The sequence below is a fragment of the Nonomuraea sp. NPDC050733 genome (assembly GCF_040654215.1).
In the GTDB taxonomy this organism is placed as follows: Bacteria; Actinomycetota; Actinomycetes; order Streptosporangiales; family Streptosporangiaceae; genus Nonomuraea.
Genome location: NZ_JBFAHO010000056.1, coordinates 1 through 25,833, shown reverse-complemented (window position 1 = coordinate 25,833; position 25,833 = coordinate 1). Strand labels below are relative to the sequence as shown.

Below are 25,833 nucleotides of genomic sequence, written 5' to 3'. Positions count from 1 at the left end.
CCGGTACGTCCCGCCGCCCGGCCGGCCCACGGCAGGCGACGGGACGAACCACCACCGGTCAGCTCGCGGCCACGTACTCGTACGCGCCGGCCTCGATCCGCCCGTCCCTCCCGACCGCCACACCGTCCAGGTCGACGTCGCTGAACTTCTTCACGCCCAGCCCGATCGCCGGACTGGTGGACAGCAGCCGCAACGGCCGGTTCGGATCGAACTTCGGATCCTTGCGCACGTTCGCCGTCCCGGCCGACATCTGGAACTGCCCGCCGTAGAAGACGTTGTGGTCGCTGGCGGTGAACGCCGGATCGGCGTAGGCGCTCTTCTTGCCCGCCAGCACGATGTTCTGCGACAACGTCAGATGCTGGTTGGTGCAGCTCGCGTCACACACCACGCCCTCGGCGTCGGCGTTGGGCAGGTTCATCGTGTTGTTGCGGAACACCGTGCCGAACACCGGCCCGTTGGTCTCGATCCGGCCGTCGTCGTGCACCGGCCCCCGCGTCACCAGCCCCGAGCGGGCCCGCGACCCGTAGATCCCGTTGTACTCGAACACGTTGCCCGACGTGCCGTCCGGGTCGTTGGAGGTGCCGTCGTCCTCACGGCTGGTACCCAGCTCGGTGAAGGTGTCGTTGTCGATCGCCAGATTGTGGTGGACCCAGTTGCGCGAGCCCAGGAAGATCTCCACCGCCGCGCCGTCGAACTCGTAGTCGTAGCTGAAGGCCACCGACCCCGTGATGGTGTTCCACCCGATGTTGGAGTCATCGCCCTGCACCAGCATCGCGAACGCCCCCGAGTCGTCGTTGGAGTGCTCCTCCGGAGGGGTCAGCTTGCTCATGTAGTTGTTGTCGACGAAGTCGTTGGCGGTCACCGCCGTGTAGCGGGCGCTCGTCTCGATGTACACGCCCGCCGCCGCGCCGGTGATGAGGTTCTGCTCCACCACGTTGTGGCTGCCACCCACCTTGATCCCGGCCCACGAGCAGCGACCCTGGTCACGGCTCACGCCGACCTGCAGGTGGTAGACCTCGATGTAGCTGCCCAGCAGGTCCACGCACGCCTCGTCGTCACCCATGAGGATCGGCGCGGCACCCGTGCCGTAGGCGTCGACGACGATGGGAGCCTCCGCCGAGCCCGAGCCGCTGATCGCCAGCTGCCCCGACCATGACCCGCCCCTCTTCAGCAGCAGCTTCGAGCCCGGCGCCAGCCGCAGGGCCGACGCCTTGGCCAGCGTCCTCCACGGCGCGTCGGCCGAGGTGCCCGCGGCGCTGTCGTTGCCGGCGACGCTGTCGAGGTAGTAGACGGCAGGTTCGACAGGGTCGTCGGCGGTCGCGGCGGACGCGCCCGCCGTCCCGGTCGCGGCTCCGGCGATCACCACCACGAACGCCGCGACGCTCGCGGCCAGTGCCTTCGGGGCCTTCGATGTTAAGCCTGACACGGGGGTTCAGCCTCCCGAACAAAGATCATCCCGGTAGAGGCTGCCACCATAACCGCAAAAAGTGACCCAAATCGAGGCTTACGGACATCCGATCGGCACCGAACACCCACAGGAGCGGAACACCACCCCCCACACCCCCCACAAGCCCCCAAACCCCCGATCAGACCAGCTCCAACTGCTCCCCACCCGGACGCCGCCGCCCCACCGGCTCCCACACCCCGCACGCCATCCCGTACACCCGGCACAACTGCTCGATCTGCCCCGTGATCCGCCCCTCGTACTCCGGCGACGGCACCCCCGCCCCGTCGTACAACTCCTCATAACGCGCCACCAACCCCGGATGCGCCTCACCCAGCCACTCCAGGTACCACGACCGCGTCCCCACCGGCAGCCGCAACACCACCGGCTCCACCGCCACCGCACCCGCCGCCGCGATCCGCCGCACCGTCGCCGCCAGCTGATCAGCCGCGTCACTCAGCAACGGCAACACCGGCGCCATCAGCACCCGGCACTCCACACCGGCCTCCACCAGCGCCGACACCAACTCCAGCCGCGCCTGCGCCCCCACCGCACCAGGCTCCACCGCCCGCCGGATCCGCTCGTCCACGAACGCGATCGACACCGCCACCCGCGCACCCGCCGCCACCAGCAACTCCGCGTCCCGCAACACCAGCGGACTCTTCGTGTACACCGTGAACGGCACCCCCGCCTCACCCAGCGCCCGCACCACCCCCGGCATCAACCGATACGTCCGCTCCGCCTCCTGGTAACAGTCACCCCCGACACCCACCGCCAGCGGCTCACCACCCCAGCGCGCCAGCTCACCCCGCAACCGCTCCACCACGTTCGCCCGCACCACGACCCGCGTGTCGAAATCACGCCCCGCGTCCAACCCCAGCCGCCGATGCCCGCCACGCGCCCCGCACCCCCGGCACGCGTGCGCACAACCCCGATAAGGCGAGACCGCCCACCGCTGCGCCACCCCCGCACCCGCGGGCACCCGCTCGATCGCCGTACGCGCCTGCATCTCGTAGAACCCGCCACGCAGCACCGCACGCCGCTCGATCAGCGGACGATCGTCAACCGCGTCCACCAGCGAAAGCGCGTCCCAGCCCACACCGTCCAGTGGAACACGCATTCGACTCCCTTTTCAACCCACACCGCCCGACGCTCACCGCCCGACGCTCACAGCCCGGGCTCACAGCAGGGCCGCGAACACCCCGTCCGGATCCCACCGCCGCCGCACCGCCGCCAGCCGCTCCCACGCCCCCGCCGTGAACGATCGCCGCCCCCGGCAAGCATCGGCCAGCAGATCCGCCTCGGCGATGTAGTGCCCCGACCCCAGCGGCTCCACCGCCCGCATCACCCCACGCAACCAGCCGACGTTCGCCGCGTCACCCGCCGCGTCCCGCCACACCGCGTACGGCACCACACAACTGCGGCCCAGCACCGCGAACGCCATGTCCGGCAGCACCGGCATCCGCGGCACCGGCTGCGCCAGGATGTGCGACCTGCCCGACGCCGCCACAGCCGCCTCCCGCGCCAGCACCGGCAGCAACGCCGCCACCCCCCGCCTCGACCACAACGTGTCCGCCGCGTAGCGATACCCCTGCGGCCACGACCCCGCCGACCCCTGCGCCAGCCCCGCGAAACTCACCGGCTCCTCCACCTGCCGATCCAGCGACCGCCCGGCGAACGGACACGCGCGAAACGCCTCAAGCGACCGGGCCGCCTCCGCACGCGACCCGGCGAAACAGGTGGCCGTGACCGCGACCTCACCCGCCCCCTCACCCTCCCGCGACGCACCCTCCCGCGACGCGGCCCCCACCGTCACGCTCAGCTCGACCGACGCGGGCAGCACCGCCGCGATCTCCTCCACCCACGACGCCACCCGCCCCGCCTCGCCCGCCGCGAACACATACCTGCTCGTCACGATCGCCGCCGGCAGAGACCACAGACGCACCCGAAAGCGCGTCACCACGGCGAAGAAACCAGGCCCCGCACCACGCGCCGCCCAGAACAGGTCGGCGTTCTCCCGCTCACCGCACCGGACCGTCTCACCGCTCGCGGTCACCGCCTCGATCTCCAGCACACTCGCACACGCCGGCCCCCACACCCCCGGGTTCCACCCCATACCGCCGCTCAACAGGTAGCCGCCCAGCGCGACCGACCCGCAGTGCCCCACCGGGAACGCCAGCCCACGCCCGGCCAGCCCCCGAGCCAGATCACCACCCCGAACGGCGGGCTGCACCCACGCCGTCCCCGAGGCCGCGTCGACGGACCACCCCGCCAGCCGGGACAGGTCGACGACCATGCCGCCCTCACGAAGCGAGGAGCCGATCCAGTTGTGCCCGCCGGACCGCACACTGACCGGCAGCCCCCGCGAACGCGCCATCCCGACCGCCACCGCCACGTCCCGCTCGCACGCCACCCGGACGATCACCTCAGGAAAACGCCCCGGCTTGAGCCCGTTCCACACCAGCGCCGCCCGGGCGTCCTCATACCCGGCCTCGCCCCGCCAGACGAGCGACCCCTCCAAGCTCGCTGCCGGGCTCACTGCCGCCCCCCGCTCGGACCCGCCCCGGCACCCGACACGAGACACCACAAACGACTCGCCACCCCCCAGCCCTCCTCTCTACACTTCCTCCGTGCTCAAACCCGACTACCCCCTCACCACCGAGCGTCTCCTCCTGCGCCCGTTCACCCCCTCCGACCTCGACGCCGTCCACGCCTACGAATCCCGGCCCGACGTCACCCGCTACCTCTACTGGGAAGCCCGCGACCTCGACGCCACCCGCGCCGGACTCGACACCAAGATCAGCCGAACCGCCATCGCCGACGAAGGCGACGCCCTCAACCTCGCCGTCACCCTGCGCGACAGCGGCGAGCTCATCGGCACCGTCATCCTCATCTGGACGAGCAAGGAGCACCGCCAAGGCGAGATCGGCTACATCTTCCACCCCGACCACCACGGCCACGGCTACGCCCCCGAAGCCTCCCGCGAGCTCCTGCGCCTCGGCTTCGAGGGCCTGCGCCTGCACCGCCTCGTCGGCCGCCTCGACGGCCGCAACACCGCCTCCGCCCGCGTCCTGGAGAAGATCGGCATGCGCCGCGAGGCCCACCTCGTCCACAACGAGCACGTCAAGGGCGAATGGACCGACGAGGTCATCTACGCCATGCTCGACAGCGAGTGGACCCCATGACCATCCTCCACCTCGCCCTGGCCGCCGACTGGCACGCCGCCCGCGCCGCCGGCGACTACCGCGTCTCCACCCTCGGCCGCACCCTCGAACAGGAGGGCTTCATCCACTGCAGCCGCGACCCCGCCCAGCTCCACGGCGTCCACGACGCCTTCTACACCGGCGTCACCGAGCCGCTCCTGGTGCTGGAGATCGACCCCACCGGCCTGGACGTCCGCGTCGAGAACGGCTTCCCCCACGTGTACGGACCCATCCCGCTCACCGCGGTCACCGCCACCCGCCCCTACGAGCCGCCCACCACCTGACCATTCGAACAAGGGCTCGAAAGCGGGGCTCAGCCGCCGACGCGAACCCGGGGGAGTGGCACCCCCGGACCGCCCCCCCAAAACCCAGCGAACCGCCGCGAACCGCCGCAGCGAACCGCCACAATGGCCCGCATGGACCCGCGGACCGCAGCACAACGCTTCGCCGACACCTGGCAACACGGCTGGACCCACCACGACGCCGACAGCATCATCGCCCTCTACGCCGACGACGCCGAACACACCTCGATGCCCTTCCGCCCGCCACACCGGGGGAGAGGCGCCATCGCCGACTACATCCGCTGGTCCTTCACCGGCGAAACCGACCCCCACGTCACCTTCGCCACCCCCATCGTCGACGGCGACCACGCGGCCATCGAATTCCACGTCCACGCCCACGACAACGGCACACCCGTCACCCTCGCCGGCTGCGTCTTCGCCACCTTCGACGCCCGCGGCCTCGCCGTACGCACCCGCGACTACTGGCACACCACCGAAGGCCACCAGTAAACGGGGGACAGGCACCCCACACCGCGTCAGCGGTCGCGCACCCTCAGCGCCGCACCCCTCGGCGCCGCACCCGTCAGCGCCGGACCGTCAGCCCGAGATCCGCACGACCGGCGCCAGCCGCGCCTCGGCCACCTGCTCGTACGGCTCATACTGCGCGCCATGCCCCGGAACGCCGTGCGCCTGCGGGCCGTGCTGCGGCGCCGCACCCTGGGGGACCGGCGCGACCACAGCGCCACCAGCGGGAACCTGACCCGCGCCAGGCATCGCCGGAGCCTGACGCGGCATCCGCCGGATCGGCTCCGTGACGGCCCGCCGTTCCTCGCACCCGCCTGCGCAGTAACCGTTCGTCACGATCAACCGGCCCCGCAGGGCGGTGTACGATTCCCGGCCGGAGGCCGGCAGAACCCCCTGGCACACCGGACATAAAACAGATTCGGTCCCCACGTGCTGCTCCTCTCGCGGCGCGATAGCAGGCTTCCCACCCTAAACGCCACAGGCGCCGGGGGACAGGAAATTCACCGATGGTCAAGCGTTCCGTCATGCTCACGCACCGTCACAACCGGGCTTACTTGACATAATGTTCATTATCGAGCAATCCGACATGTCGTGATCACGCCACATCCGACCGCTTACGATGACGACATGGCGAACATCGGCCTCCCGGAGATCCTCTTCCTTCTCGTCCCCGTCCTCCTCGTCGGCGCGATCATCGTCTTCGCCGCCGCACGCGCCGCGAGCCGGCCCGTCGAGCCGGCCGCCAGCCCGCAGGAGCTCGACGCCCGCATCCGCCACCTGGCCGCCATCGGCCAGCCCATCCAGGCGATCAAGCTCCTGCGCACCCACACCGGCATGAGCCTCAAGGAGGCCAAGCACGCCATCGACGGCCTCGCCCACGACCGCCCCATCCGCCACCCCGCCCTCCAGGGCCCCCCTCCCCAGCAGCCCGCCGGGCCGGCGGCCGACCTGGCCACCCGCGTACGACGGCTCAAGAGCGACGGCCGCGCCGATCAGGCCGTCTTCCTCGTACGGGGCGAGACCGGCATGGGCCACGACGAAGCCGTCGCCTTCGTCGACAGCATCCAGGTGACGCACGAGGGCGAGCTCTGACCACCCACCCTGACGCACGCGGCGCCGGCGCGTTACGATCAGTTCATGCTCAGCCTGGCGATCTCCACCCCGGGCCTCATCGCGCTCACAGCCGTCGTCACCGTAGCGATCATCTACCTGATCATCCTGGCGGTCCGCCTCACCCAGCGGCCCCGTAACCGCCTGGCCCCCAGCACCGACCTGGTCGACCAGGCGCGCGAGCTGAAGGCCATGGGCCAGATCCAGGAAGCCGTCTTCCTGGTGCGCGGCGAGACCGGCATGAGTCACCGTGCCGCCACCCGCTTCGTCAACCGCCTCTGACCACCCCAGACGACCACAAAATATCCCATACCGGACAGAAGGTGGATTCTGTTCGGTATGATTCCGGTCCCGCCGGAAGCGGTGAGCGGCCCGCCGTCAGGCTCGCGTGGCGCGGTCGAACGTCTCGGCGAGCTCGTCCGCGCACCGCCGCGCGTCCATGCCCTCGGCCAGCCGGCCGGCCGCCCCGTCGATGGCCGAGCGCACCGTCGCGGCCATCAGCCGGGGCTCGAACGGCCGGAAGCAGCCGGTGCGCTGCCCACCGGTCAGCAGCTCCGCCAGCCGGTCGACCGCCGCCTCGCTCTCGTCCTGCCCCACCGGCGTGCCGTGGTGGGCGAGCTGCTGCACGGCCCGCACGTGGTCGGGGTTGGCGGCGATGAAGGCGATGTTCGCCCGGATGAACGCCTCCAGCTGGGCGCGGGCTCCGTCGGCGGCGTCCAGCGCGGGCCTCATGTACGCGGCCGCGTCCTGGACGACCTGGCGTACGACGGCCGCGAACAGCTCGTCCTTGCTGGCGAAGTGGTAGGAGATGAGGCGTTTGCTGCTGAGGCCCGCCTGTTCGCAGATGGCTTCGAAGGTGGTGGCGGCGTAGCCGCGCCGGGCCAGGACGGTGATGGTCGCCGTGGCGATCTGCGCTTTGCGCGCCTCGGTGGCCGCCTGCCGGCCTGCGGGCCTTTCCATGGTCAGCCCAGCTTGCCACGCCTGGGGTATGCCTGTCGTACGCGGGGGCGGTTGACGATGATCGCGACGGCGGCCAGGAGGACGCCGACCAGGCCCTGTTCGGCTTTCATCCATAGGGGGTAGCCGTTGTCGGGGACGGCGACGATGAGGGCGATGCCGATGGGGGCGATCGTGGAGATGAGGCGGATGCGCAGGTAGGCGGAGCGTTTGCCGACGGCGGCTTGTGCGCTGAGGGCGAGAAGCCAGGCGGCTGCCGCGGCGACCGCTCCCCCGCGGAGCCAGACGACCCAGTTGGCGCCGAGGAAGGGTGCGGCGGCGAGGGTGGCGAGGGAGATGAGCAGGACGGTGAGGAAGAGGGCCCGTACGCGGGCCCACACTTTTTTATCCATATGAGTAAAGTTATCCGTGTGGATAAAGAAGTGCAAGGGTCTCTCCTATCCACTCCCCCGGCGTGCGGTTGTGGTGGCGCGGGCCAGGCGGACGAGTTCGGCGGCGGCGTGGGGTGGCTGGGAGCGTTCGCGCCGGACGGCGAGCAGGAGGCGTCGCAGGTCGAGGTCCGTGACGGGGATCTCGACGAGTCGTCCTTCGCGGAGTTCGGCGGTGACGGCCAGGACGCTGAGGACGGCGGGGGCGACTCCTGACTGCACGGCGACCTTGACCGCGGCGTTGGAGGCGAGTTCGAGGGCGGGCGGGGCGACGTCGGGGCCGGTGGCGACGCGGTCGAGGGCGTGGCGGGTGCCGGATCCGGGTTCGCGTACCACCAGGGGTGTGGCGGCGAGGTCGGCCAGGCGCAGCGGGGCGCGGCGGCGGGTCCAGGGGTGGCCGGGGGCCACGACGACGACGAGCCGGTCGGAGGTGATGGGGCAGGCGGTGAGTCCCGGGGGCACGGACGGGGATTCGATGAAGCCGACGTCGATGTCGCCGTGCTCTGCCAGCCGGCAGACGACTTCGGAGTTGACGACCCGTACGTCCACTTCGGCGTCGGGGTGGTCGCGGCGAAGGGCGACGAGCCAGCCGGGCAGCAGGTATTCGGCGATGGTCATGCTGGCCGCGACGCGGATGCGGGTGTCGCGGTGGCGGCGCAGGGTTTGCACGCCGGTGAGGAGGTCGTCGGCGGCGGCGAGGGTGGCGCGGGCCCAGTCGAGGACGAGGTGGCCCTGGGGGGTGAGGCGGGAGCCGGTGGTGGTGCGGTGCAGGAGGGGCAGGCCGAGTTCGCGTTCGAGGGTGTCGAGGCGGCGGCTGGCCGATGCCTGGGTGATGCCGTGGAGTGTGGCGGCTTTGCCGAGGCTTCCTTGGTCGGCGACGGTGATGAGCAGGGCGAGGCTTTCGAGGTCGGGCCACCGGCGGGTCATGCGTTCACCGTATGACCTGGTGCGTGTTCGGCGGCTACCGGGGCGTTCGGCGGGTGGGGACAATCCGTCGCATGGTGGTGTCTGTGAGGCGGGCGCGTGGGGCCGGCGCGGGTTCGGTCGTTCCGGGGCTTGTGGTGGTGGCTGCCGGTGTGGTGGTGGCCTTCGTGGTGAATGCGCTGGTTCCGGCGGTGAGTCCGTTGGTGGCGGCGGTGGTTCTGGGGGCCGCGATGACGAATCTGGGGGTGCGGGGGGCGGCTTTGGAGCCGGGTCTGGCGTTCGCTGCGCGTCGGCTGCTGCGGGTGGGTGTGGTGCTGCTGGGGGCGCAGTTGGCGGTGTCGGATGTGGTGGCGTTGGGGTTGCCGGTGTTGCTGGTGGTGGTGGCGACGGTGGCCGTGACGTTCTCGGTGACGTGGTGGCTGGGGTGGCGGCTGGGTCTGGGGCGGGGTTTGTCGGTGCTGGTGGCGACGGGGTTCTCCATCTGCGGGGCGGCGGCGGTCGCGGCGATGGAGGGGGTGGTGGGCGGGGCGAGGGAGGAGGTGGTGACGGCGGTCGCTCTGGTGACGTTGTACGGGTCGCTGGCGATGGTGGTGTTGCCGCTGGCGGGGGGTGTGCTGGGGTTGCCGGCGGAGGGGTTCGGGGTGTGGGCGGGGGCGAGCGTGCATGAGGTGGCTCAGGTGGTGGTGACGGCGCAGACGGCGGGTTCGGCGGCTCTGGGGGTGGCGGTGGTGGTGAAGCTGACCAGGGTGGTGCTGCTGGCGCCGTTGATCGCGGGTGTGGGGTTGTGGCGTCGCCGGGTGGAGGGGCTTTCGGGTGGGGGTGGGAGGGCGCCGGTGCTGCCGTTGTTCGTGGTGGGGTTCTTGGTGATGGTGGGTTTGCGTGGCGTGGGTGTCGTGCCGGTCGGGTGGCTGGCTTCGTTGGGGGGTGCGCAGGTGGTGTTGTTCGCGGCGGCGTTGTTCGCGATGGGGGCGGCGGTGCGGTTGCGGGTGCTGGCGCGTACGGGTGGGCGGGCTGTGCTGCTGGGCGGGGTGGCGACGGCTGTGGTGGTGGGGGTGGCGTTGGCCGGGGTGGGGTTGCTGGTGTCGTAGTGGTCGTTGACGTGGAGGCACCGGGGTTGGGGGCCGCTCCCCCGGGGTTCGGTGACGGGCTGGGGGTGGGTGGCGTACGGACGGTGGGCGATTTCGGCCCTTCGGCGGTGGTGGGGCGGATGGGTGGCGGAGGTGATGGCGGGGTGCCCGCCCACCAAAAATCCGGACATTTATGGATTTTTAGTGCCGCATGTCGCGGTTTTCTGCCGGGTTATGTCAGTAGTACTTGCCTGGACATGTCAGCATCGATGCATGGACGGGACATATGGGGCTGTCTTAAACGCCTGGGAACGCTGGGACGGCCGCGCGACCTTCCCCCGCTGACCACCCCCGGCCCGTGGCCCGCCCCACCAGCGGCCCCCTCCCCCTTGATGTGACGAACACCCGAAGGAAGTCCGCGTTGCGTATCCTGCTGCTCTGCTCCTCGTTCAACGGCCTGACCCAGCGCGCCTGGCTGGAACTGCGCCGGGCCGGCCACGACGTCACGGTCGAGCTGGCCCTGTCGGAGCGGGTCATGCTGGAGGCCGTCCAGCTGGCCAAGCCCGACCTGGTGATCTGCCCGTTCCTGAAGGAGAAGGTGCCCTCGCCGCTGTGGCGCTCGCAGCGCACGATCATCATCCACCCGGGCCCGCCCGGCGACCGCGGGCCCTCCTCGCTGGACTGGGCGATCCTCGACGGCGAGCCGCGCTGGGGCGTGACGGCGTTGCAGGCGGTGGAGGAGATGGACGCGGGCCCCATCTGGGGGTACCGCATGTTCCCGATGCCGGCCGAGCCGCCGCGCAAGTCGGCGCTGTACAACGGGCCGGTGGCCGACGCCGCGGTGGAGCTGGTGGTGGAGGTGGCGGCCAAGGCGGCCGACCCGTCGTTCACGCCGGCGCCGCTGGACTACCGGCGGCCGGAGGTGGTGGGACGGCTGCGCCCGGCGATGCGGCACGCCGACCGCGAGTTCTCCTGGGAGGAGCCGACCGACGCGGTGCTGCGGCGGGTACGGGCCGCCGACGGCGCGCCCGGCGGGCGGACGGTGCTGGGCGAGACTCCGATGCGGGTGTTCGACGTCTACCGCGGGCCGGCGATCAGCGGCCGGCCGGGCACGGTGGCCGGACGGCGTGAGGGCGCGGTGCTGGTGCACACCGGCGACGGCTCGGTGTGGGTGGGGCACCTGCGGCGTGAGGAGCCGGGCGCGGTGAAGCTGCCGGCGGTCACGGTGCTGGGCGAGCGCGCCGCCGGGGTGGAGGAACGCGCCGGCTACAGCGAGATCACCTACGACCGCAGCGACAGCGTCGGGGTGGTGAGCTTCGACTTCTACAACGGGGCGATGTCCAGCGAGCAGTGCCACCGGCTGGCCTCGGCCCTGCGTTACGCGGTGGCGCAGGACACCCGGGTGCTGGTGGTGCGGGGCGGCGAGGTGTTCTCCAACGGCATCCACCTCAACGTGATCGAGGCGTCGCGGCACCCGGAGATGGAGGCGTGGCGCAACATCAACGCCATCAACCAGGTGTGCCGGGAGATCGTGGCGTGCACGGGGCAGCTGGTGGTGACGTCGGTCGGCGGCAACGCGGGCGCGGGCGGCGTGATGATGGGGCTGGGCGCCGACCGGGTGCTGATGCGCGCGGGCGTGGTGCTGAACCCGCACTACCGCACGATGGGGCTGTTCGGCTCGGAGTACTGGACGTACACGCTGCCGCGGCGGGTCGGCGCGGCGGCGGCCCGGCGGCTGACGCAGGAGGCGCTGCCGGTGGGGGCGGTGGACGCGGCCGGGCTGGGGCTGGCCGACGAGGTGCTGCCCGGCTCGCGGCTGGAGTTCGAGCGGGCGGTGCTGGACTACGCCGAGCGGCTGGCGCACGACCCGTCGTACGGCAGGCTGCTGGCGGCGCGGCGCGCGCAGCGGGAGGAGGACGAGCGGCGCAAGCCGCTGGAGGCCTACCGGGTGGAGGAGCTGGCGGAGATGAGCCGGGACATGTTCGACGACCGGCACGGTTTCCGCGAGGCGCGGCGCGCGTTCGTGGGCAAGCGCAAGCCCGAGGCGACGCCGGACAACGTGGCGGCGCATCGGGAATTGGCGCATCGGGAATCGTCGGGGCATCGGGAGTTGTCCGGCGCGTCGGCGGGGGCAGACGCGATCACATCTCATATGTGAGATATGGTCTGCTGTTGTGACAGATGACTACCTTGTGCGGATCGGCCGGCTGATCCGGGACGCGCGCCAGCACCGCGGATGGACCCAGCTCCAGTTGGCCGACGCCCTGGCCACCAGCCAGAGCGCGGTCAACCGCATCGAGCGCGGCAACCAGAACATCAGTCTTGAGATGATCGCCCGCATCGGGGAGGCCCTCGACAGCGAGATCGTCTCCCTGGGCTACGCCGGCCCCATGCACCTGCGGGTCGTCGGCGGCCGCCGCCTGTCGGGCAGCATCGACGTCAAGACGTCCAAGAACGCCTGCGTCGCCCTGCTGTGCGCCTCGCTGCTCAACTCCGGCCGGACGATCCTGCGCAAGGTGGCGCGCATCGAGGAGGTCTACCGCATCCTGGAGGTGCTCGCCTCCATCGGGGTGCGCGCCCGCTGGATCAACGAGGGCAACGACCTGGAGATCGTGCCCCCGGCCCGGCTGGAGCTGGAGTCCATGGACACCGACGCCGCCCGCCGCACCAGGAGCGTCATCATGTTCCTGGGCCCCCTCATGCACCGCACCGACCAGTTCCAGATCCCGTACGCGGGCGGCTGCGACCTCGGCACCCGTACCGTGCAGCCGCACATGTCGGCGCTCAAGCACTTCGGCCTCGACATCACCGCGACCGGCGGCTTCTACCACGCCCGCGTCGACCGCGGCGCGGCCCCCGCCCGGCCCATCGTGCTGACCGAGCGCGGCGACACCGTCACCGAGAACGCGCTGCTGGCCGCCGCCCGCCACGACGGGATCACGGTGATCCGCAACGCCTCCTCCAACTACATGGTCCAGGACCTGTGCTTCTTCCTGGAGCAGCTCGGCGTGCGGGTGGAGGGCATCGGCACCACCACGCTGACCGTCCACGGCCTGGCCACCATCGACCGCGACGTCGACTACTCCCCCTCCGAGGACCCGGTGGAGGCCATGAGCCTGCTCGCGGCCGCCGTCGTCACCTCCTCGGAGCTGACGATCTGCCGGGTGCCGGTGGAGTTCCTGGAGATCGAGCTGGCCGTGCTGGAGGAGATGGGCCTCGACCACGACCGCGGCGCGGAGTACCCGGCCGCCAACGGCCGCACCCGCCTGGTCGACCTCACCGTACGGCCCTCCAAGCTCGTCTCCCCCATCGACAAGATCCACCCGATGCCGTTCCCCGGCCTCAACATCGACAACGTGCCGTTCTTCGCCGCGATCGCCGCCGCCGCGCAGGGCTCCACCCTCATCCACGACTGGGTCTACGACAACCGCGCCATCTACCTGACCGAGCTGACCCGCCTGGGCGCCTCGGTCAAGCTGCTCGACCCGCACCGGGTGCTGGTGGAGGGCCCCACCCGCTGGCGCAGCGCCGAGATGATGTGCCCGCCGGCGCTGCGCCCGGCCGTGGTCGTGCTGCTGGCGATGATGGCCGCCGAGGGCACCTCGGTGCTGCGCAACGTGTACGTGATCAACCGCGGGTACGAGGATCTGGCCGAGCGGCTCAACGCGCTCGGGGCGCGCATCGAGACCTTCCGCGACATCTGAGTTTTCTGTCGGTGGCGGCCGCTACCGTCTCCTGTGGATCTTGCGTCAGGCCGTACGACCAGCGGGGTCGTACGGCCTGACGTCACGAGGCGAGGAGGGGGACGGTGCGGCCTGCGGAGCTCGAACGGGTGACGGTGGCGGAGGCGGCGGACCGCTACGTGGAGCTGGTGCGGGCCCGGACGCTGACGGGGGCCCTGTCCCCCGCCACCGCTGAGGTGTACGCCCGCGACGTGGCGACGCTGGTCGACCTGGCCGGCGGCGACCGGGTGCTGGACGACCTGACGGGGCAGGACATCGACGCGGTGCTGCTGGCCTTCGCCCGCAAGCCCGACGGCAGACGCTCGGGCACGGGATCAGGCACGGGCTCGGGCACGGGTGACGGTGTGGGGGTGGGCGGAGGCGGCGCGCAGGGGCAGTCGCCGTCGTCGCAGGCCCGCTTCCGCCGCTCGGTGTCGGCGCTGTTCAAGCACGCCCTGCTGGCCGGATGGGTGCAGCTCGACCCGATGACCGTCTCCACGATCACCGCACGCCAGCGCGGCGGGCTGCGGCCGGAGCGGCGGGCGCTGACCCGCGAGCAGGCCCAGGGCCTGATCGGCGCGGCCCGCTCGCTGGAGGAGGCGCCCCGCGAGGGACGCCGCGACCAGCGCATGGAGCCGCGCGACGCGCTGATCGTGCTGCTGCTGTCCACGATGGGGCCACGCGTGTCGGAGCTGGTGCGCGCCAACGTGGAGGACTTCTACACCAACGACGGCGTCCGCTACTGGCGCATCTTCGGCAAGGGCGGCCGGACCCGCGACGTGCCGCTGCCCCAGGCCTGCGCCGACGCGCTCGACGCCTACCTGGAGCGGGGCCGGCCGCTGGTGTCGGGCAAGGCCACCGGCTCCGACGCCAAGGCGCTGCTGCTGTCGTGGCGCGGGCGGCGCCTGGCCCGGGGCGCGGTCCAGGGGGTGATCGACCGGGTGCAGGCGCTGGTCGACCCCGCGCAGCGCCGCTCGGTCACTCCCCACGGGTTACGGCACACCACGGCCACCCATCTGCTGGCCGACGCCGTGGACATGGACGCGGTGCGAAGGGTGCTGGGCCACAGCGACCTGTCCACGCTCGGCCGCTACCGTGACGAGCTGCCGGGTGAGCTGGAGGTGGCGATGCGCGTCCACCCGCTGCTGCGCGACCCGAACCGCGGCGGCTGACCGGTCCGGCGGGCCCGCCCGCCGGACCCCCTCCCCCGCCGAGCTCGTCCACCGAGCTCGTCCACCGTGCCCGGCGGGCGGGGTGGGGCGGCCGTCAGGCAGGCGGCCAGTGCCTGAGGACCGTGTCGAGGGCGTCCAGGGTTCGCGCCCACGACAGGTCCGCCTGGCGCGGATGGTGCCGGAACTGGCCCGCCGTCTCCAGGCTCACGTATCCGTGCAGCGTGCTGCTCACCATTCGTACCGCGTCGGTCTGGTCGGGCTCGGACAGCTCATAGCCGCGCAGGATCGCCCGCGTCATCTCCGCGTGCCGCCGTGCGGCGCTGACGGCGGCACTGACGGCGGGGCTGACCGCCGCACTGGCCGCCGAGCCGGGGGAAGCGGTGGCGGCGGTCACCGTCTCCGGGTCGAGCTGGAGCTGTGCCGCGGCGTATCGTCCCGGGAACTGCCGGGCGTAGTCACGGTAGGCGTTGGCGAAGGCCACCAGCGCCGCCTTGCCCGCGCGGCCCGCCAGCGCTTCGCCGGCCCTGTCGGCGAGCTCCGTCAGGGCCAGCCCTCCCACCCTGATCCGCAGGTCCTGCGCGTCCTGGACGTGCGCGTACAGGGCTGCCGGTTTGACGCCGAAGCCGCGCGCCAGCGCCGAGACGGTCACGTTGTGGAAGCCGATCTCGTCCGCCAGGTCCGCCGCCGCCCGGGTCAGGCGCTCCGCGGTCACCCCCGCACGTGCCACGTGCCCTCCTCGCCTCACTTAAAGGTTTTAAGTATTTGCATACTATCCTTAAGGACGGCTAGCCTCGCCGCCCATGGAACCCGTCACCGAACGCGATATCCGCACGTCATTCGTCAACTGCACCAAGGGCGAGGCCAAACGCCTCAACCTCCCCAAGGACTTCACCGACAGCCCCTGGAACGACCTCGACTTCCTCGGATGGCGAGACCCCGGCGCCCCCGAACGCGCCTACCTGGTCGCCCACCACGACCACGGCCTCGTCGGGATCGCGCTGCGGGTGACCTCCACCGCCTCGCGCGGCTTCACCTCACGCAGCATGTGCTCACTGTGCCTGACCACGCACACCAGCGGCGGCGTGGCACTGATGACCGCCCGCCGCACCGGCGAGGCCGGCCGCCAGGGCAACTCGGTCGGCCAGTACCTGTGCACCGACCTCGCCTGCTCCCTGTACGCGCGCGGCAAGAAGCAGGCCGCGGGGGACGGCGCCATCGACGAGTCCCTCACCCCGGCGGAGAAAGCCGCCCGCACCCGCGCGAATCTGCTCGCCTTCGTGGGCAAAGTGGTCGGGTGACCGTCCCTCCCACCGCCCGGCGAGACGACGCGCTCCGGGCGAGACCTACCCAGGGCTCCCGGACCGGAGCCGCGCCGGACCCGGGCACGTCGGATCGGGCTGAACGCCTACGGCGGGCCGGACCGAGCCGGCGCGAGCTCGCACCCGGGACGCCGCTCCTCACCTATCACCCGGGCACGGCCGGGGTGACGCGACCCGCGAGCCGGCCAGACAGGTGATCCGACAGGTGGTCCGACAGGTGGTCCAGGGAGACGCCGAGCACGTCGGCCAGGGCGGCGATGGTGAAGAACGCCGGCGTGGCGATGCGCCCGGTCTCGATCTTACGAAGCGTCTCGGCCGACATGCCGGCCGCGGCGGCGACCTCGACGATACTGCGCTCACCCCGGGCCTGGCGCAGGGTCAGACCGAGCTGCTCGCCGCGGAGCCGCTCTTCGGGTGTCAGCGGTGGCCGTACCATGCACCCAGTCTATAACGCGGTATAGAAATAACGTTATAGTTATCGCCATGGTTGAGATCAAAACCCCCGGCGAGCTCGACGCCATGCGCGAAGCCGGCCGCATCGTCGCCCGCACCCTGCAAGCCGTCACCCGCCACGCCGCCCCCGGCATCCGCCTCGACGAGCTCGACCAGCTCGCCGCCACCCTCATCACCGAAGCCGGCGCCACCTCAGCCTTCCTCCACTACCACCCGCACTTCGCCCCCACCCCCTACCCCGGCGTCCTGTGCACCTCCGTCAACGACGTCATCGTCCACGGCATCCCCACCCCCTACCGCCTGCGCGAAGGCGACCTGCTCAGCCTCGACCTCGGCGTCTACCTCGACGGCTGGGCCGGCGACTCCGCCACCACCATCACCATCGGCCGGGCCGCCCCCGCCGACACCCGCCTCATCGAGACCACCCGCCGCGCCCTGGAAGCCGCCATCGCCGCCACCGTCCCCGGCAACCGCATCGGCGACCTCGGCCACGCCATCGCCACCATCGCCCGCGACGCCGGCTACGGAGTCCCCGTCGACTTCGGCGGCCACGGCATCGGCCGCCACATGCACGAGGACCCCCACATCTCCAACCACGGCCGCCCCGGCCGCGGCCTCACCCTGCGGCCCGGCCTGGTCCTGGCCATCGAGCCGATGTTCATCGCCGGGGGAGACGACCGCTACCTCACCGACCCCGACGGCTGGTCCCTACGCAGCATCGACGGCAGCCGCGCCGCCCACGCCGAGCACACCGTCGCCGTCACCACCGACGGCCCCCGCGTCCTGACCCTCCCCTGAGCACCGGCCGACACTTCGCCACCCATAACTCAGCCCTGACGCACCGGCTGACGCAACACCGTCCGCGGCTCCGGATCATCGAACGCCGTCAGATACACCTCGTGATGCGGCCCGTTCGGCACCAGCCCCCGCTCCGCCATGAACTCCTCCATGACCTTCAACGTCACGTACTCCTCGCTGAACGACCCCACATGCAGCGCCTCCACACACTCCCCCTCCGTGTACGTCACCACCCGCACCCGATCCACCGCCGACCTCGGCACCCGCACCGCCTCTCGAGCCGCCTCCACGACCCCCGGCTCCGGAACCCCCGCCAGCGGCAGCATCAGATGCCAACGCCACAGCTCCCGCGCCACCTCCAGCCCCGGCCCCTCCTCCTCCACCCACCACAAACCCTCCAACGGACCCGCCGGCCCGCCCATCCCACCGGCCACCGCGTACAGCGCACCGATCGCCGCCAGATGCTCAGCCCCGCCCGGCTCCCCCATCCCCGTGACACTCAGGCACGTCGCAGGACCATACGTCTTCAGGTCAACCTTCATGGCTCCTCCTCCAGAGGGATCATCAGATGAGTAACAAGCTGATCAGGCGACGTGACAGCCGGATCCGACACGTACACCTCACGAATCGACCCCCGCACCGCCAGACGCCGCTCCGCGCACCACGCCAGCACCGCATGAGCGGTCAAGCCGATCTGGTCATACGGACCCACATGCGTCGCACACGCGAACCCACCCCCGGCGAGCACCTCCAACCGCGCGCCAGCAGGCAGAGCCCCCACCGCCGCCCCGTCCACGACCAACGCCACCGCCACGTCGAACGGCTCGTCCAGCTCCAGCGGGAACAACCCCACCAACCGCACAGGCTCCGACGCCCCCGCAACGACCCGCGCCAACGGCGACAGCCGCTCCACCCCCGCCGACGTCGCCCGCGCCACACCATCCACATCCGGCGCCCGCTCCCGCACCACCACGGCCCAGCACGCCGGCTCCACCACCACCCGCACCGAAGCCGACGGCAACCCCCGCTCCAGCACCACCTCCAGCGACGCCAACGTACGGCGACGCCGCGCCAGCTCCGCCTCCAACTCCGCCCGCACCGACTCCAGCGCCTCCGGCGACCCCGACAACACCTCACCCACCACCGCCAGCGGCACGTCCATCGACCGCAACAACCCGATCGACAACGCCTCCCGCGCCTGAGACGCCCGGTAATACCGATAACCCGTCACCGGATCCACCCACGCCGGCACCAGCAACCCCAGCTCGCCGTAATGCCGCAACTGCTTGACACTCAAACGACTCAACCGGGCGAACACCCCGATCGGCAGCAGATCCTCGTCCACGCCCCACAGCATGGCCTCTCCCCCCATGGGAGAGTCCACCCGGCCCCCTACCGGGCCGCCACCACCTCCGCCAGGAACCCCTCCAGCAGCCGCGTCACCTCCACCGGCCGCTCCAGCGGAGCCAGATGCCCCGTCTCCGGCAGATCCACCCGCCGCGCCCCCACGATCCCCTCGGCCAGCAGACCCGCCACCTCCTGGATCCCCGCCACATCCGACAACCCGTTCACCACCAGCGCCGGCACCGCGATCTCCCCCAAACGCCCCGCCGCCACCGGCACGAGCCCCCGCTCCACCACCGGCGGCCCGCCCCACAACCGCGCGAACACCAGCCGGCACATCTCCACCGCCCTCTCCCACACCCCGTCGTCCAGATCCGCCCGCCCCCGCTCCGGACCCGCCACCTGCCACAAGGTGTGCGCCCGCGCCATCGCCAGCACGTCACCGGCCTCCACATCCGCCGCCCCGCCACGCCGGTAACGCGCCAGCCGGTCGGCGGGCACCACGCTGTGCACCCGCTCACGCGCCTGCTCCACCATCGACGCCGGCCAGGTGTGCCCCGCCAGGCCCGACCCGCACAACACCAGCCCCGCCACCCGCTCCGGCGCCGCCAGCGCGGCCTCAACGGCGTACGCGCCGCCCATCGAACACCCCACCAGCACGGCGCTGCGCACCTTCAGCGCGTCGAGCACCGCCAGCAGGTCCTCGTGGTGGCACACGTCGCCGTCGGCGTCAGCGGACTCGCCGTGGCCTCGCCAGTCGTAGCGGATCACCCGATACCGGTCGGACAGTGCCTGGAACTGGTGCTCCCACATGCGCCGATCCGCCACCCCGGCGTGCACGAACACCACCACGTCGCCCTGGGAGGGCCCCGCCTCGTCGTAGGCGATCCCGCAATCGTCGATCATCATGCCGTGCACCGTACGCCGGGACAGCGTGCCCTGAGGCGCCCGTTCGCCGTCGGCGCAGGGTTGTAGGTGGGGTGTTGATCATTTTTGTCAACACCCCACCCTTTACATTGTAGATTCATAAGTGAGGAGAGAGATGACCACGCCGGGCCCCATCGACGTCCCTGAGGCGTTCGCCGCCTCCTACGGGGGCCAGGGCCCCGAGGCGCGCGCCTGGGTCGCCGGCCTGCCCCGTCTCGGCGGCGAGCTGCTGGGGCGCTGGGAGCTGCGGCCGGACGGCCCGCCCGCGTACGGGATGGCCTCGCTCGTGCTGCCCGTGCTGCAGGCCGGCGGCGCGCCCGCCGTCCTCAAGCTCCAGCAGGTACGCGCGGAGGCCGCCGGCCTGCGGGCATGGAAGGGGTGCCACCGGAATACGGCAGAAACGGGCCGCGCTCTTGATCACTGATCTTTAGACTCCTGGGGTTCGCGCTGGTTGGTGGCGATTTCGGGGGTTCGGGTGGCGTCGATCGACCGGACGGCGTACCCGAGGTTCGCGCGGGCGGTGTCGGCCAGGGAGCTGGCGGAGGTGTTCACTCCGTCGGCAGTCGAGGTGGAGTGGGCCCGCGGCAAGACGCAGGATGATCAGCATCTGCTGGCCCTGCTGGTGTGGCTGAAGGCCTACCAGCGGCTGGGCTATTTCCCGAAGCTCAAAGACGTCCCCGCAGTGGTCTGCGAGCACCTCCGTGAGGCGATCGGCCTGCCGGAGGTGGTGGTGCTGGAGGATGCCGCGGAGCGGTCGGCCAAGCGGCATCGGTCGTTCGTGCGCAAGCGGATGGGCGTCACCTACGACGCGGTCCGGGTGCGGGAGGTAGCCGACGAGGCGATCCGGAAGGCGGCGCAAGCCAAGGACAACCCCGCTGACTTGATCAACGTGGCGTTGGAAGAGCTGGTCCGCGCGGAATGCGAGCTGCCCGGCTACACGACGCTGGATGAGATGACCAAGAAGATCCGCACCGAGGTGAACCGCGGGTTCTTCACGCTGGTGTCCGGCCGGGTCGACGCCGGAGCCCGGGCGTTGCTGGCCCGGCTGCTGCTGGTCGACCCGATCACCCGGCGCAGCGTGTTCGACGGGTTGAAGGACGTGGCGCAGGCTGCGTCGCTTTGATCGTGAGCCTGCTGCACACGGCTTTGATCGTGAGCCTGCTGCACACGGTGCGGACCGGGGTGCGCGACGACGTGGTCACCATGTTCTGCAAGCGGATCGCGACGATCCACAAGAAGGGCCGCGACCAGCTGGAAGCACTGCGGGAGGCGCACCGGGCCGAGTCCGAACGCCTGCTGGGTGTATTCGGCGATGTCCTGGACGGCGTCCGCGAGGCGGTCACACCCGCCGAAGACGATGCGGCCGGTCCGCAGCCGGACGACTCGAGCACCGATCCTGCGGGTACGGACTCCGGATCCGGGGATCTGGCCGAGCGCACGGGCCGCCTCGTACTAAAAGCTCTGGAGCAGGCTGGCGGCCTGGACGCGTTGGCAGCCGCGCACGAGGCGGTGTCGGCCTATCACGGTAACAACTACCTGCCACTGCTCGACCAGCACTACCGATCCCACCGCTCGGCGCTGTTCACCCTGGTCGAGTCGATCGACCTGGAGTCGACCAACGCTGAGCGCAGCGTGCTGGACGCGGTGGAGTACCTGCAGGCCCAGCGGAACACCCGGGCGGCGTTCGTCCCCGACCGGATCACCGTGGAACGCGTGAGCCCGGACGGTGCCACGGCCGCGGTGGAGCTGGTGGCGGACGTGGACGCGTTCGCCTCCGCGATGTGGCGAAAGATCCTCAAGGATCCAGACCGGCCGGGCCTGTTGGTGCGCCGCCACCTGGAGGTGTGCGTGTTCTCCTACCTGGCTTCGGAACTGAAGTCGGGCGACATCGCGGTGGCCGGGTCGGACTCCCACGCCAACCTGCACGACCAGCTCATGTCCTGGGAAGTGTGCGAACCGCTCGTCACCGAGTTCTGCGCCCGAAGCCGGCCTGCCGACCACTCCCCGCGAGCTCACCCGCCACTACCGGCAGCTCCTGGCCGACACCGCCGCCGAGGTCGACTCCGGTTACCCGGCTAACACCGACCTGACCCTGGAGAGCGGCCGGCCGATGCTCAAACGCCGCAAGGGCGCCGAGCGGAGCAAGGAGGCGCTCAAGCTAGAGGAGGCCGTGCACGAGCGGCTCCCGCAGCGCGACCTGCTCGACATCGCCTCGGTCTGGGGCGACGGCAAGACCGTGGCCGCCGACGGCTCCCAGATCGAGACATGGGAGAACAACCTCCTTGCCGAGAGCCACATCCGGTACGGAGGCTACGGAGGCCTCGCGTATCGGCACATTTCCAACACCTACGTCGCGTTGTTCAGCCACTTCATCCCCTGTGGGGTATGGGAGGCGGTCTACATCATCGAGGGCCTGCTGAAGAACGCCTCGGAGATCCAGCCCGACACCATCCATGCCGACACCCAAGGCCAGTCGCTGCCGGTCTTCGGACTCGCCGCGCTCCTGGGGTTCGACCTGCTGCCCCGCATCCGCAACTGGCACGACCTGATCTTCTACCGGCCGACCCCGGGCACCCGCTACCAGCACATCGTCTCACTGTTCGGCGACGAGGCGATCGACTGGACCTTGATCGAGACGCACTGGACGGACTTGCTCCGCACCGCGATCTCCATCCGGGAGAACCGGCTGTCCTCGGTCACCCTGCTGCGCCGGCTGGGCAACCACTCCCGCAAGAACCGGCTCTACCGGGCCTTCCGCGAACTCGGCCGCGCCGTCAGGACGATCACGCTCTTGCGGTATCTGTCGGACCCCGGCCTTCGCGAGCAGATCACCCCGGTCACCAACCGCAACGAGTCCTTCCACGACTTCGCCGACTGGCTGATGTTCGGCGGCAAGCTCACCGGCCACAACGACCCCGACTACCAAGAGAAGATCATCAAGTTCAACGAGCTGCTGGCCAACTGCGTCATCTACTCCACCGCCCAGGACATCACGGACGCCGCCAACGCCATCGCCGCCGACGGCCACCCCGTCGACCTCGACGACCTGGCCACCATCTCGCCCTACATCACCCAGGTCATCCGCCGGTTCGGCAACTGGATCCTCAACCTCACCCCGCCCGGCCGCAGATCCGACCACCCGCCTCGACCTCGAGTCCCAAGTCCTCTTCGCCCCGTAGCCGAGCGGGTGCAGCAACGTCGCCTTGTCGGACGAAGTTCCGGGACGGTGTCGATGTCACAAGCAACTCTGCACGGGGCATGACGAGCATCCGAACGAGAGGTCCCGTAAGCAGAGCAGTGTTGAGCGGCTTGCCGCGACTTTCCGTTCAAATGCGTCTGGCCGAAGGGTTGTCGCAGGTCATGAGGGATGCAGTCGGGTGGCATCTGGAGAGCCATGTCGCCACTGGCACGGGGTGATCAAGGAGCGTCGACGCCGCCCCAGACCGGCGGGGCACGACCATCGCCGCACACGCACGGTCAGCTTCGGCCATCGACCAAAGTCGGAGCCGGTCACGACTTTGGCTCACTGCGGCCCGTAGACCGGTGTCGCAAGTCTGGTGCCATGAACGAGCGAAAGGCGACGTTGGCGCAAGGCACGTTCGCCGGCTCCACGGCTGACGAACTGGCCGCGCGAGGCCGGGGTGATCGCATTGCGGCGGGAGCGGACCAGCGCGTGCTGTTCCCCCGCCGTGGTCAGATGGTGCTGCACACCGACCGCCTGGTGATCAGCGGCTGGGACGGCACGACCGATCTCATCCTCCGGCCCGGTGAGGTGACGTCGGTGAGGAACGAGTACACCGACCTGTACGGACGTTGCGTGGGCGGGCTGCTGAACTCCGGCAAGCCCTTGATCCTCGGCACCTCCGCACAGGGCGAGATCTATCTCATGGTCAACCACCGGCGCTTCCTGGAGACCACCCGCAATCGCACCTGGGCCCGGCTGCTGAAGGACTGGACCGCCTCATGAGGAGGCTGTCGACAGGGCTCCCGGCGCGGGTGACGGCGGCGTTGGCGGCGCTTGCGCTGATCATGTCAATGTGCGAGGCCGCGGACGCGAGGGACCCGGTGGCGCAGACCGACCTGGGGCTGGTGCGCGGCGTCGTCGAGCAGGGCGTACAGATTTATCAGGGCATTCCGTACGCCCAGCCGCCGACGGGGGCACGGCGCTGGACCCTCCCGGTGCGCCCCCGTCCTTGGACCGAGGCGCGCGACGCGCGCCGCCCCGGGCCGGCGTGCGCGCAGCTCGACGAGCAGGGCGCGCTCGCGGCACGCTCATCGGAGGACTGCCTTTACCTGAACGTCACCACCCCCGGCGGCAAGCCCGCCGGGCGGCGGCCGGTTCTGGTCTACTTGCACGGCGGCGCGTTCAGCTCCGGCGCCGGCAGCGACTTCGACGCCCGCCGCCTGGCCGCCACAGGCGGCGTGGTCGTGGTGAGCGTCAACTCCAGGCTCGGTGTGTTCGGCTTCTTCGGCCACCCGAAGTTGCCCGGCTCGGGCTCCTACGGCCTGGCCGACCAGCAGGCCGCGCTGCGCTGGGTGCGAGCCAACGCCGCCTCGTTCGGCGGAGACCCGCGCAGGGTCACGCTGATGGGCGAATCCTCCGGCGGGGCGAGCGTCTGCGCCCAGCTCACCTCCCCCCAGGCGGCGGGCCTGTTCCATCGCGCCATCATCCAGAGCGGCTCCTGCCTGCAACGCTGGCCCAAGAACGTCATGGCGCCCGGCCTGGAGGCCGTCTCCTACTGGGCCTCACGCGCCGACATCGAGGCCCGTGGCACCAAGGCCGCCGGGGAACTGGGCTGCGCGGGAGCGCGAGCGACCACGTGCCTGCGCAGCCTGGACGCCCGGAAGCTCCTCGCCCTCAACGGCCGCTTCACCCAGCCCGCCTACGACACCCCGGTGCTGCCGGTCGACCCGGCCGCCGCACTGCGCTCGGGCGACTTCCACCGCGTGCCCGTGATGCAGGGCAACACCCGCCACGAGCACCGCCTGTTCACCCGGCTGTTCGAACTGGAACGACCGATCGACGACGCGCGCTACCGGGAGCTGCTCACCACCACCTTCGGCGCCCGCCAGTCCCGGCGTGTGTACGCCGAATACCCGCCCCGCGCCTACACCCGCGGCTCCACCGGCGCCGATGGAGCCGGCTCCGCGGCTGCGCTCGCCTGGGCCGCCGTCGGCACGGACGCCGGCTGGGTGTGCCCCACCCTCACCGCGAGCAAGCTGCTGGCCCGGCAGGTGCCCGTGTACGGCTTCGAGTTCGCCGACCCTGACGTGCCGGACATCGTCGGTCTGTTTCCCAAGGGCTACCCGGCCGGCGCCTACCACGGCTCGGAGCTGCCCATGCTCTTCGACATCGAGAGCACGTCCATCACCCTCAGCCCGGCGCAGCGGCACCTGTCGGCGCAGATGATCCGCTACTGGAGTACGTTCGCCGCCGCGGGCGACCCCAACCGTGCCGGCCTGCCGTGGTGGCGGGCGTACCCGTCCATCCAGGCCCTCGACTCCGCGCCCCGAGGCATCTCGCCCGTGGACGCGAGCACCGCCCATCACTGCCGGTTCTGGGCCACCGCGCCCAAGCTGGACGGAGGAGCCGACTAGGAGCTGCAGATCATCCCCTCGGGGAAGAACAAGGCCCAGAACCCCTCGCTGGACAGCGTCTACCGGGCGCGCGCCGAGCAGGTGAAGGCCAGCGCCTACCCCGAAGCGATCGAGCAAGCACACGCCGACTTCGCGGCGGCCCTGCCGCAGGGTCCGCAGTCCTCGCGGCCAGAGAACCCGCTACAGGCGCACCAGGTAACCGGCCCGCTCATCTGCTCGACTCCGGTTCCTGAGGAGACTCACAGGGGCGCGGGAGTGGCACCAGCCGGAATCCGGCCGTCGGTGGGCAGATCGTGTTCGGGGGCCGCTGGTGGTCGCCGCTTACGGAGGATCTGGGCGCGAAGCCGTTTGTTCGTCGCCGTTGTTGTGGGTGCGTTGAGTGATGGTGCGTTCGAGGCCGTCGAGGAGGGCGAGGAGGCCGAATTCCCGGGTGGTGGTGGTTGAGGGGATGGCCAGGGTGGTGGCAAGCAGCGGGAAGCGGCTGGCGTTGAGGAGTAGCAGGTCGCGCATGATGGGGGCGGCGCTGCCGTCCGTCCAGGTCTGAGTGCCTTGGGTGGCGGC

30 protein-coding genes are annotated in these 25,833 nt (G+C 71.0%); 17 read left to right on the top strand and 13 right to left on the bottom strand.

The window, feature by feature from the left end; all coding sequences use genetic code 11:
• Window positions 1-58: 58 nt before the first annotated feature.
• The 3 genes from AB0H64_RS41585 to AB0H64_RS41575 all read right to left on the bottom strand — a co-directional run bounded on the left by AB0H64_RS41585 (window position 59) and on the right by AB0H64_RS41575 (window position 3,983).
• Window positions 59-1,426 carry a hypothetical protein gene (locus tag AB0H64_RS41585; protein ID WP_357636531.1) on the bottom strand — a complete coding sequence of 456 codons (1,368 nt, stop codon included), beginning with the start codon at window positions 1,424-1,426 and terminating at the stop codon, window positions 59-61.
• 160 nt (window positions 1,427-1,586) lie between these two features.
• Entirely contained in the window at window positions 1,587-2,564 is a 978-nt protein-coding gene (locus tag AB0H64_RS41580) for a radical SAM protein (RefSeq protein WP_357636528.1), read from the bottom strand.
• Window positions 2,565-2,624: 60 nt separating this feature from the next.
• Window positions 2,625-3,983 carry an FAD-binding oxidoreductase gene (locus tag AB0H64_RS41575; RefSeq protein ID WP_357636525.1) on the bottom strand — a complete coding sequence of 453 codons (1,359 nt, stop codon included), beginning with the start codon at window positions 3,981-3,983 and terminating at the stop codon, window positions 2,625-2,627.
• A 91-nt stretch (window positions 3,984-4,074) separates the two neighbouring features.
• On the opposite strand from AB0H64_RS41575, the gene AB0H64_RS41570 reads away from it, so the two are divergent.
• The 3 genes from AB0H64_RS41570 (at window position 4,075) to AB0H64_RS41560 (ending at window position 5,438) form a co-directional block, all read left to right on the top strand.
• Window positions 4,075-4,629: a GNAT family N-acetyltransferase gene (locus AB0H64_RS41570; RefSeq protein ID WP_357636523.1), complete on the top strand. Its 555-nt coding sequence runs from the start codon at window positions 4,075-4,077 to the stop codon at window positions 4,627-4,629.
• On the top strand, window positions 4,626-4,931 hold the full coding sequence (locus AB0H64_RS41565; protein WP_357636521.1) for a DUF952 domain-containing protein: 306 nt from the start codon (window positions 4,626-4,628) through the stop codon (window positions 4,929-4,931). Before AB0H64_RS41570 ends, AB0H64_RS41565 begins: the two co-directional genes overlap by 4 nt.
• Before the next feature lie 132 nt (window positions 4,932-5,063).
• Complete coding sequence (locus AB0H64_RS41560) at window positions 5,064-5,438, top strand: nuclear transport factor 2 family protein (protein WP_357636518.1); 375 nt, start codon at window positions 5,064-5,066, stop codon at window positions 5,436-5,438.
• Between the two features lie 87 nt (window positions 5,439-5,525).
• On the opposite strand, the gene AB0H64_RS41555 is transcribed toward AB0H64_RS41560, so the two are convergent.
• Entirely contained in the window at window positions 5,526-5,702 is a 177-nt protein-coding gene (locus AB0H64_RS41555) for a hypothetical protein (RefSeq protein ID WP_357636515.1), read from the bottom strand.
• Window positions 5,703-6,080: 378 nt separating this feature from the next.
• On the opposite strand from AB0H64_RS41555, the gene AB0H64_RS41550 reads away from it, so the two are divergent.
• Window positions 6,081-6,545, top strand: coding sequence for a hypothetical protein (locus AB0H64_RS41550; RefSeq protein WP_357636513.1), 465 nt, complete (start codon window positions 6,081-6,083; stop codon window positions 6,543-6,545).
• A 45-nt stretch (window positions 6,546-6,590) separates the two neighbouring features.
• Entirely contained in the window at window positions 6,591-6,845 is a 255-nt protein-coding gene (locus AB0H64_RS41545; RefSeq protein WP_310716818.1) for a hypothetical protein, read from the top strand.
• 96 nt (window positions 6,846-6,941) lie between these two features.
• On the opposite strand, the gene AB0H64_RS41540 is transcribed toward AB0H64_RS41545, so the two are convergent.
• From AB0H64_RS41540 to AB0H64_RS41530, 3 genes are read right to left on the bottom strand one after another with little or no spacing between them, the layout of a single operon-like run.
• A complete protein-coding gene (locus AB0H64_RS41540) occupies window positions 6,942-7,523 on the bottom strand; it encodes a TetR/AcrR family transcriptional regulator (RefSeq protein ID WP_357636508.1) in 582 nt (193 codons plus the stop codon).
• A gap of 2 nt (window positions 7,524-7,525) precedes the next feature.
• The gene (locus AB0H64_RS41535; protein WP_357636507.1) at window positions 7,526-7,912 is read right to left on the bottom strand and encodes a hypothetical protein; all 387 of its coding nucleotides are present in this window, start codon (window positions 7,910-7,912) and stop codon (window positions 7,526-7,528) included.
• A 45-nt stretch (window positions 7,913-7,957) separates the two neighbouring features.
• A complete protein-coding gene (locus AB0H64_RS41530; protein ID WP_357636504.1) occupies window positions 7,958-8,875 on the bottom strand; it encodes a LysR family transcriptional regulator in 918 nt (305 codons plus the stop codon).
• A gap of 71 nt (window positions 8,876-8,946) precedes the next feature.
• Here AB0H64_RS41530 and AB0H64_RS41525 point away from each other — a divergent pair, with 71 nt between their 5' ends.
• The 4 genes from AB0H64_RS41525 to AB0H64_RS41510 all read left to right on the top strand — a co-directional run bounded on the left by AB0H64_RS41525 (window position 8,947) and on the right by AB0H64_RS41510 (window position 14,833).
• A complete protein-coding gene (locus AB0H64_RS41525; RefSeq protein ID WP_357636501.1) occupies window positions 8,947-9,960 on the top strand; it encodes a putative sulfate exporter family transporter in 1,014 nt (337 codons plus the stop codon).
• A 400-nt stretch (window positions 9,961-10,360) separates the two neighbouring features.
• Window positions 10,361-12,097, top strand: coding sequence for an enoyl-CoA hydratase-related protein (locus tag AB0H64_RS41520; protein WP_357636499.1), 1,737 nt, complete (start codon window positions 10,361-10,363; stop codon window positions 12,095-12,097).
• Window positions 12,098-12,113: 16 nt separating this feature from the next.
• A complete protein-coding gene (locus AB0H64_RS41515; protein ID WP_357636496.1) occupies window positions 12,114-13,643 on the top strand; it encodes a UDP-N-acetylglucosamine 1-carboxyvinyltransferase in 1,530 nt (509 codons plus the stop codon).
• A gap of 104 nt (window positions 13,644-13,747) precedes the next feature.
• A complete protein-coding gene (locus AB0H64_RS41510; protein ID WP_357636493.1) occupies window positions 13,748-14,833 on the top strand; it encodes a tyrosine-type recombinase/integrase in 1,086 nt (361 codons plus the stop codon).
• A 94-nt stretch (window positions 14,834-14,927) separates the two neighbouring features.
• Here the strand turns inward: AB0H64_RS41510 and AB0H64_RS41505 are convergent, their stop codons facing one another.
• Window positions 14,928-15,560 carry a WHG domain-containing protein gene (locus tag AB0H64_RS41505; protein WP_357636491.1) on the bottom strand — a complete coding sequence of 211 codons (633 nt, stop codon included), beginning with the start codon at window positions 15,558-15,560 and terminating at the stop codon, window positions 14,928-14,930.
• Between the two features lie 73 nt (window positions 15,561-15,633).
• Here AB0H64_RS41505 and AB0H64_RS41500 point away from each other — a divergent pair, with 73 nt between their 5' ends.
• Window positions 15,634-16,131: an FBP domain-containing protein gene (locus tag AB0H64_RS41500; RefSeq protein ID WP_357636489.1), complete on the top strand. Its 498-nt coding sequence runs from the start codon at window positions 15,634-15,636 to the stop codon at window positions 16,129-16,131.
• A gap of 166 nt (window positions 16,132-16,297) precedes the next feature.
• Here AB0H64_RS41500 and AB0H64_RS41495 read toward each other — a convergent pair whose 3' ends face one another.
• The gene (locus tag AB0H64_RS41495; RefSeq protein ID WP_357636486.1) at window positions 16,298-16,588 is read right to left on the bottom strand and encodes a helix-turn-helix transcriptional regulator; all 291 of its coding nucleotides are present in this window, start codon (window positions 16,586-16,588) and stop codon (window positions 16,298-16,300) included.
• A 47-nt stretch (window positions 16,589-16,635) separates the two neighbouring features.
• Between AB0H64_RS41495 and map the strand changes: the two genes are divergently transcribed.
• Complete coding sequence (gene map / locus AB0H64_RS41490) at window positions 16,636-17,403, top strand: type I methionyl aminopeptidase (RefSeq protein WP_357636483.1); 768 nt, start codon at window positions 16,636-16,638, stop codon at window positions 17,401-17,403.
• 29 nt (window positions 17,404-17,432) lie between these two features.
• Here the strand turns inward: map and AB0H64_RS41485 are convergent, their stop codons facing one another.
• The 3 genes from AB0H64_RS41485 to AB0H64_RS41475 are packed head-to-tail and all read right to left on the bottom strand — an operon-like array spanning window position 17,433 to window position 19,656.
• Complete coding sequence (locus AB0H64_RS41485) at window positions 17,433-17,945, bottom strand: hypothetical protein (protein ID WP_357636481.1); 513 nt, start codon at window positions 17,943-17,945, stop codon at window positions 17,433-17,435.
• A complete protein-coding gene (locus AB0H64_RS41480; RefSeq protein ID WP_357636479.1) occupies window positions 17,942-18,748 on the bottom strand; it encodes a MerR family transcriptional regulator in 807 nt (268 codons plus the stop codon). Before AB0H64_RS41480 ends, AB0H64_RS41485 begins: the two co-directional genes overlap by 4 nt.
• 47 nt (window positions 18,749-18,795) lie before the next feature.
• The gene (locus tag AB0H64_RS41475) at window positions 18,796-19,656 is read right to left on the bottom strand and encodes an alpha/beta fold hydrolase (protein ID WP_357636476.1); all 861 of its coding nucleotides are present in this window, start codon (window positions 19,654-19,656) and stop codon (window positions 18,796-18,798) included.
• A gap of 133 nt (window positions 19,657-19,789) precedes the next feature.
• On the opposite strand from AB0H64_RS41475, the gene AB0H64_RS41470 reads away from it, so the two are divergent.
• From AB0H64_RS41470 to AB0H64_RS41445, 6 genes are all read left to right on the top strand, one after another.
• Complete coding sequence (locus AB0H64_RS41470; RefSeq protein ID WP_357636474.1) at window positions 19,790-20,098, top strand: aminoglycoside phosphotransferase family protein; 309 nt, start codon at window positions 19,790-19,792, stop codon at window positions 20,096-20,098.
• Window positions 20,099-20,128: 30 nt separating this feature from the next.
• A complete protein-coding gene (locus tag AB0H64_RS41465) occupies window positions 20,129-20,797 on the top strand; it encodes a DUF4158 domain-containing protein (RefSeq protein WP_357636471.1) in 669 nt (222 codons plus the stop codon).
• Window positions 20,798-20,799: 2 nt separating this feature from the next.
• Window positions 20,800-21,753, top strand: a complete 954-nt coding sequence (locus tag AB0H64_RS41460) for a hypothetical protein (protein ID WP_357636469.1) — start codon at window positions 20,800-20,802, stop codon at window positions 21,751-21,753.
• A 31-nt stretch (window positions 21,754-21,784) separates the two neighbouring features.
• The gene (locus AB0H64_RS41455; protein ID WP_357636467.1) at window positions 21,785-22,936 is read left to right on the top strand and encodes a Tn3 family transposase; all 1,152 of its coding nucleotides are present in this window, start codon (window positions 21,785-21,787) and stop codon (window positions 22,934-22,936) included.
• 300 nt (window positions 22,937-23,236) lie between these two features.
• Entirely contained in the window at window positions 23,237-23,641 is a 405-nt protein-coding gene (locus tag AB0H64_RS41450; RefSeq protein WP_357636464.1) for a hypothetical protein, read from the top strand.
• Window positions 23,638-25,272, top strand: coding sequence for a carboxylesterase family protein (locus AB0H64_RS41445; RefSeq protein WP_357636462.1), 1,635 nt, complete (start codon window positions 23,638-23,640; stop codon window positions 25,270-25,272). The genes AB0H64_RS41450 and AB0H64_RS41445 overlap by 4 nt, the downstream gene beginning before the upstream one ends.
• A 321-nt stretch (window positions 25,273-25,593) precedes the next feature.
• Here the strand turns inward: AB0H64_RS41445 and AB0H64_RS41440 are convergent.
• The coding region (locus AB0H64_RS41440; protein WP_357636460.1) for a hypothetical protein at window positions 25,594-25,833 on the bottom strand (240 nt) is incomplete at its 5' end.